At 73.6% G+C, this 6,323-nt stretch carries 6 protein-coding genes; 1 reads left to right on the top strand and 5 read right to left on the bottom strand.

The genetic code is table 11. From position 1 onward, the window contains the following. Positions 1-84 precede the first annotated feature (84 nt). Positions 85-1,143 (bottom strand): BMP family lipoprotein, encoded by a 1,059-nt coding sequence (locus tag ACI78T_RS02575; RefSeq protein ID WP_456556504.1) that lies wholly within the window; start codon positions 1,141-1,143, stop codon positions 85-87. 234 nt (positions 1,144-1,377) lie between these two features. On the opposite strand from ACI78T_RS02575, the gene ACI78T_RS02570 reads away from it, so the two are divergent. Beyond that, positions 1,378-2,670: a D-alanyl-D-alanine carboxypeptidase family protein gene (locus ACI78T_RS02570; RefSeq protein WP_456556503.1), complete on the top strand. Its 1,293-nt coding sequence runs from the start codon at positions 1,378-1,380 to the stop codon at positions 2,668-2,670. On the opposite strand, the gene ACI78T_RS02565 is transcribed toward ACI78T_RS02570, so the two are convergent. Genes ACI78T_RS02565 through hisC form a run of 4 tightly spaced genes read right to left on the bottom strand, consistent with a single transcriptional unit; the run spans position 2,591 to position 6,319 of the window. Beyond that, complete coding sequence (locus ACI78T_RS02565; RefSeq protein WP_456556502.1) at positions 2,591-3,550, bottom strand: YihY/virulence factor BrkB family protein; 960 nt, start codon at positions 3,548-3,550, stop codon at positions 2,591-2,593. The two genes, ACI78T_RS02570 and ACI78T_RS02565, sit on opposite strands and share 80 nt — an antisense overlap. 20 nt (positions 3,551-3,570) lie before the next feature. Next, positions 3,571-4,137, bottom strand: a complete 567-nt coding sequence (locus tag ACI78T_RS02560; RefSeq protein ID WP_456556501.1) for a 2'-5' RNA ligase family protein — start codon at positions 4,135-4,137, stop codon at positions 3,571-3,573. Then, a complete protein-coding gene (gene trpS, locus ACI78T_RS02555; RefSeq protein WP_456556500.1) occupies positions 4,134-5,156 on the bottom strand; it encodes a tryptophan--tRNA ligase in 1,023 nt (340 codons plus the stop codon). The genes ACI78T_RS02560 and trpS overlap by 4 nt, the downstream gene beginning before the upstream one ends. A 50-nt stretch (positions 5,157-5,206) precedes the next feature. After that, the gene (gene hisC, locus ACI78T_RS02550) at positions 5,207-6,319 is read right to left on the bottom strand and encodes a histidinol-phosphate transaminase (protein ID WP_456556499.1); all 1,113 of its coding nucleotides are present in this window, start codon (positions 6,317-6,319) and stop codon (positions 5,207-5,209) included. Positions 6,320-6,323: the final 4 nt, after the last annotated feature.

Raw genomic sequence — 6,323 nt, 5'->3', positions numbered from 1 at the left:
GCCCGGGTGGGCGGGGGGCGCCGGGCCCGGCGGGGGGGGGAGAACGGGGGGCGGGCCCCCGCGGGCGGGGCCCCGCGCCGGGTGTCACGGGGTCGTGGGGACCTCGATCTCACCGTCGATGATCTGCTGGCGGTACTCGTCGATGTCGCCCTGGATGTCGTCGATGAACCCACCGGTGGTGGACAGGCCGACGCCCTCGGTCTCGAGGTCGTTGACGATGTCCGTGCCGCCCTCGACGTTGCCCTCGACGAAGCTGTCGATGAAGCCCTGGACGGCGTTGTCGACGCGCTTGAGCATCGAGGTCATGATCACGGCCTGCAGGGCCGGGTCGTCGACGGTGTTGTACTGGTCGGAGTCGACGCCGATCGCGCGACCGCTCGAGGCGGCAGCGGCCTGGAAGACGCCCAGACCCGAGCCACCGGCGGCGTGGTAGACGATGTCGGCCCCGCCGTCGAACATGCCCTGCGCCACGATCTGGCCGCGGGCCGGGTCGTTGAAGCCGGAGAAGTCACCCGCCGGGGAGATGTACTGGACGGCGACCTGGATGTCCGGGTTCACGGCCTGGGCGCCGGCGACGTAGCCCGCCTCGAACTTCTGGATCAGCGGCGTCTCGACACCACCCACGAAGCCGATGCTGTCGGCCTCGGTCTTCAGCGCGGCGGCGACACCGGCGAGGAAGGAGCCCTGCTCCTCGGCGAACAGCAGGCCGACGAGGTTGTCGGCCCCGATCTCCTCGACCGAGGAGTCGATGATCGCGAAGGTGGTGTCCGGGTACTGCTCCACCACGTCGCCGATCACGTCGCCGTAGGCGAAGCCGACGGCGATGACCGGGTTGTAGCCCTCGTCGGCGAGCTGGGTGAGCAGCTCGACGCGGTTCGAGGCGTCGGAGTTCGGGGACAGGTCGCGGACTTCGCCACCGTGCTCCTCGATCGCGGCCTCGACGCCGGCGATGGCCGAGTCGTTGAACGAGCGGTCGCCACGGCCACCGGTGTCGTAGGCGACGCCGATCTTGAGGTCCTCGCTACCGCCGCCGCTGTTCTCGGAGGCGGTGCCGCCCCCGTCCTCGTCGCTGGCACAGGCCGCGAGGGCCAGGCTGCCGGCCAGCAGCAGTGCCGCGGCCTTCGTCATCCGCGCTCGGCGCAAGACGATCTCCTCTCTGGAGGGACGCACGTGTTCGTCGGTGCGCGTCCCGGTGGGGTCAGGGATCCATCGGCCCCGGCCGGCCGGCCGGACTCGATCGCTTAGGACTGAGGAACGCTAACTGCGCCGGGCACGGACACCACCACCCCGACCAGGACTGAGATGCGATCGTTGCGAACCACCGGGCAGGGGTGGGCCGTGTCACCTCGCGGGCGACGAGCGCCTACGGTGCCGTCCATGGAGCGACGCCTGCGGGGGGCGCGGTGGCCGGTCGCCGCGCTGGTCGCGGCCCTGGTCGCCCTGCCCGGGGCCGGTCCCGCGGCGGCCGACGACGCACGGCCGACGGTCGATCCCGGCGCCCCGACGCCCACCGCGCCGTACGCCGGCGGGCCGCCCCAGGGCTCGGCGCCCGACGGCCGCACCGTCGGGGGCGAGGACCTCGACACCCGCGGGCTGGTGGTCGCCGACGGCGCACCTCCGCTCCCCGCCGGCCTGGCCGCCAACGGCTGGCTGGTGGCCGACGCGGGCACCGGCGACGTCCTGGCCGCCCGCGACCCGCACGGCCGCTACTACCCGGCGAGCACGCTCAAGACGCTGACCCTGCTGACCCTGGCCCCCCTGCTCGACCCGGCCGCGGTCGTCGAGGGCACCGTGGAGGACGAGAACATCGAGGGCAGCCGGGTCGGCCTCGTGCGGGGCGGGCGCTACCCGGTCTCCCTGCTGTTCCAGGGCCTGATCCTCCAGTCGGGCAACGACGCGGCCAACGCGCTCGCCCGCGCGGCCGGCGGGGTGGACGTCACCGTGGCGGCCATGAACGAGACGGCCGTGGACATCGGCGCCTACGACACCGTCGCCGGGACGCCGTCCGGGCTCGACGTCGCCGGCCAGTCGTCGTCGCCATACGACCTCGCGCTGATCTTCCGGGCGCTGATCAACGATCCGGCGACGGCAGCGGTGCTCACCACCCCGACCGCCGACATCCCGCCGGTCGAGGGCCGGTCGCCGGGCTACCAGATCCAGAACCAGAACCCGCTGGCCGGCACCCCGGGGAACCTCGGCGGTAAGACCGGCTTCACCGACGCCGCCCGGCACACGTTCGTCACCGCCGCGGAGCGCGGCGGGCGGCGCCTGGTGGTCAGCGTCATGGACACCGAGAACGTGCCGCTGCGGGCCGCGGACCAGGCGGCGCTGCTGCTCGACTGGGGCTTCGCCGTCCCTGCCGGTGCCGAGGAGGTCGGGACCCTGGTCGCCTCCGGCGAGCTCGCGCCGCTCCCGGCGACGACGACCGCCGCGCGGCGGACGGCCCGCCCGGCGCCGCTCGTGCAGGCCGATCCCCCGGACGCCGAGGGTGCCGCGCTGTGGGTGCCGCTGGCCCTGGGCGCGGGCGCGCTGGCGATCGTGACGGCGACCCTCGTCGGACGTCGGCGGGCCGTGCGCGTCGTCCCGGTCCTCAGACGGGGACCGGAGCCTCCTCCCGGCGAGGGTTCCGCGTCTCGATCCGCCGGAGGGTCGACGTCCACGCGGCGGTGAAGAACGCGAAGCGGGCCACCAGGTTGATCCACACCAGCAGGCCCACCGCCCCGCCGAACGCCGAGGCGGTCACGCTGTCGGAGATCAGCGACAGGTAGTAGCCGCCGATCAGCTTCAGCCCCTCGACGCCGGCGGCGCCGAACAGCGCTCCGGGCAGGAGCAGCCGCAAGGGGTGGTTGACCGAGGGCACGACCCGGAGCAGCCACAGGAAGACGACGACGTCGGCGGCCACGGCGAGGGCGATGCCGAGGACCCAAGTGAGGACGCCGTAGCCCGGCTCGTCGGCGAGACCGAGGAGGTCGAGCACCCAGGAGGTGGCCTGCGTGACCCCGCCCGTCAGGCCGAGGCTGGCCAGGCCCACGGCGCCGAGAGCGACCAGCGCGAGCAGGTCCTGGAGGTTGTCGCGGAGGAACTCGGGCTCGTCGACGTGCCCCTTCCAGATGCGCTCCATCCCGACCCGGAGCTTGTCCATCGCGCGCAGCCCGGCGTAGAGGAACCCGGCGAGGGCGATCAGGCCGATGACGCCGGCGCCGTCGATGGCTCCCCGGAGCTGCCGGACCAGCTGGCGCCCGACGGTGCCGGGGAACGCGTCGCGGATCGCGGCGAACAGCTCGGCCTGGAGCAACTCGTTGCCCGACAGCACCAGCCCCATGACCGACGCGACGAGCAGGAGAACGGGGAACAGGCCGAGGAACACGAAGTAGGTGACGCCGGCCGCCATGAGGTCGCCCTGCACCCGCTGGTAGCGGCCGCCCGCGCGGGCCAGGTGGTCGAACCAGTAGTAGCGCCGGCGCAGGGCGGCGATGCGGTCCTCGACCCACGCGTACACCCGGTTCCACCAGGGCTCGCGGCCGGCGCGCTGCTCCGCGGGAGAACTCACCGCCCGAGTCTGCGGCCTCGTCAGTGCTCGGGCCCGGTGAGGGCGTACTCCCTGGCGACGGCCCAGGCGCCCGTCGGCGTCTGCTCGAACTCGGTGAACGCGGTGACCCGGAACTCGGCGGAGAGGTCGGCCAGCCCGGTGTAGGCCAGCTCGAGCATGTCCTCCGGGACGTCGTGGGCCACGGTCACGTGCGGGTGGTACGGGAACGACAGCGACCGGGCGAGCGGCCCGCGGCGCACGTCGTTGGAGAGCAGCTCGCAGTTGCCGATCCCCCGCGCCACGGCGACGAAGACGACGTCGGAGACCGGGCGGAAGGTGCCCGTCCCGGACAGGTGCATGTCGAAGGGCGGGTGGCACCGCGCCACCTCGGCCAGGTGGGCGCTGATCGTCGTCCGGTCGGAGACGGGGACCTCGGTCGGCGGCAGCAGCGTGACGTGCGGCGGCACGAGGCTGGCCTGCGGGTCGCCGACTTTGGCGCGCCAGTCCACGAGCAGCTGGGCCCACGGCTCCGGGATGGGGACGACGATGCCGAGCACCGCGTTCTCCGCCCGTGCGCTGCCGCGCGGGACGAAGGTGTCGTCGTTCATCGCCGCGCTCCCGCCGGCGGGAGGAAGCCGGTGCGGTCGTAGACCCCCGCGACCGTGGCCCCGGCGACCTCGCGCGCCCGGGCGGCGCCGGCGGCGAGGATGCGCTCCAGCTCGGCCGGGTCGTCGAGCAGCTCCTGGGTACGCGTCCGGATCGGGGTGACGAAGTCGGTGACGACCTCGGCCAGCTCCTTCTTCAGGTCCCCGTAGCCGCGGCCGGCGAAGTGCTCCTCCAGCTCCGCCACGGTCCTGCCCGACAGCGCGCTGTGGATCGTCAGCAGGTTGGTCACGCCGGGCTTGTTCTCGGCGTCCGCGAGCACCTCGCGGCCGGTGTCCGTGACGGCGGAGCGGATCTTCTTCGCCGTCACGTTCGGCTCGTCGAGCAGGAAGACGCAGCCGGCCGGCGGGAGGCTCTTGCTCATCTTCTTGTCCGGCGACTGCAGGTCGAGGATCTTCGCCGCACCCGGCGGGATCTGGGCGACCGGGACCGTCAGCGTGGGCCCGTACCGGCTGTTGAACCGGGTCGCGAGGTCGCGGGTGAGCTCGAGGTGCTGGCGCTGGTCCTCGCCCACCGGCACCTGGTCGGCCTGGTAGACGAGGATGTCGGCGGCCTGCAGGACCGGGTAGGTGAACAGCCCGACCGAGGCGCCGGCGGTGCCCTCCCGCTGGCTCTTGTCCTTGAACTGGGTCATCCGGCTGGCCTCGCCGAAGCCGGTGAGGCACTCGAGCACCCACGACAGCTGCACGTGCTCGGGGACGTGGCTCTGCACGAACAGCGTGCTGCGGTCGGGGTCGACACCGAGCGCCAGGAGCTGCGCGGCCGAGGTCAGGGTGTTGCGGCGGAGCTCGGCGGGGTCCTGGGGAAGGGTGATCGCGTGCAGGTCGACGACGCAGTAGAAGGCTTCCGCCGAGTCCTGCAGCGCGACCCACTGACGCAGTGCACCGAGGTAGTTGCCGAGGTGGAACGAACCCGCCGTCGGCTGGATGCCCGAGAGCACACGGGGAAGAGGCACGTCGGCCATCAAACCAGCCGAGCGGGCCGCGCGTTCCGGCCTCCCCCGTTCCGGCGACCTCAGGAGAGGGCGCTCGCGGCCCTGACCTCGTCGAGCGCGGCCAGGAAGACGTCGTCCTCCTCCGGACTGCCGACCGTCACGCGCAGGCCCTCGCCGGCGAACGGCCTGGTGATGACGGCCCGGGCCTCCAGGGCGGCGGCGAGCCCGGCCGTCTCCTCCCCCAGGGCCAGCCAGACGAAGTTGGCCTGGCTGTCGGAGACGTCGAACCCGCGCTCGCGCAGGGCACCGGTGAGCCGCTCGCGCTCCGTGGTGACGGCGGCGCACCGCGCCCGCACCTCGTCCTCGCTCGACAGCGCCGCCACGGCCGCCGCCTGCGCGACCATCGAGACGCTGAAGGGCACGTGGGTCTTGCGCACCGCCTCGGCCACGGCGGGGTCCTCGGCGACCAGGTAGCCGACGCGCAGCCCCGCGAGGCCCCACGCCTTCGAGAACGTCCGGAGGACGGCGACGTTCGGCCGCCCGCGCATCAGCTCGATGCCGTCGGGGACCTCGGGGTCGGTGACGAACTCGCGGTACGCCTCGTCGAGGACGACGAGGGTGCTCGCGGGGACGGCGTCCAGGAACCGCTCGAGCTCGGCCCGGCGGACCGCCGTCCCGGTCGGGTTGTTCGGGTTGCAGACGAAGACCATGCGGGTGCTGTCGTCGATCGCGGCGAGCAGACCGTCGAGGTCGTGGGTGTCCGCCGGGCCGCCCGGGCGGCCGGGGACCAGCGGCACCTGGATCGCACGGGCGCCGGCGACCCGGGCGAGCAGCGGGTACATCTCGAACGAGCGCCAGGCGAAGGCGATGCTCGTCCCCGGGTCGTTGTAGGCCTGCGCCAGCTCCTGGCAGAGGGTCACGGCGCCGCAGCCGGTCGCCACCTGCGTGGGGTCGACGCCGTAGCGCTCGGCGAGGGCCTGTGTGAGGACGACGGCGCCGTTGTCCGGGTACCGGTTCGTCTCCCCCGCCACGGCGGCGATCGCCTGCACCACCGCGGGCAGCGGGGGGAACGCGACCTCGTTGCTGGCCAGCTTCACGGCGCGCTCGACGCCGATCTCGCGAGCCAGGTCCGCGGGGTTGCGCCCCGGCTTGTAGGCGGGCAGCCCCTGCACGACCGGACGCGGCTCGACCACTGCT

Source organism: Blastococcus sp. SYSU D00922 (assembly GCF_054050495.1).
This window is presented reverse-complemented; position numbering and strand designations above follow the sequence as displayed.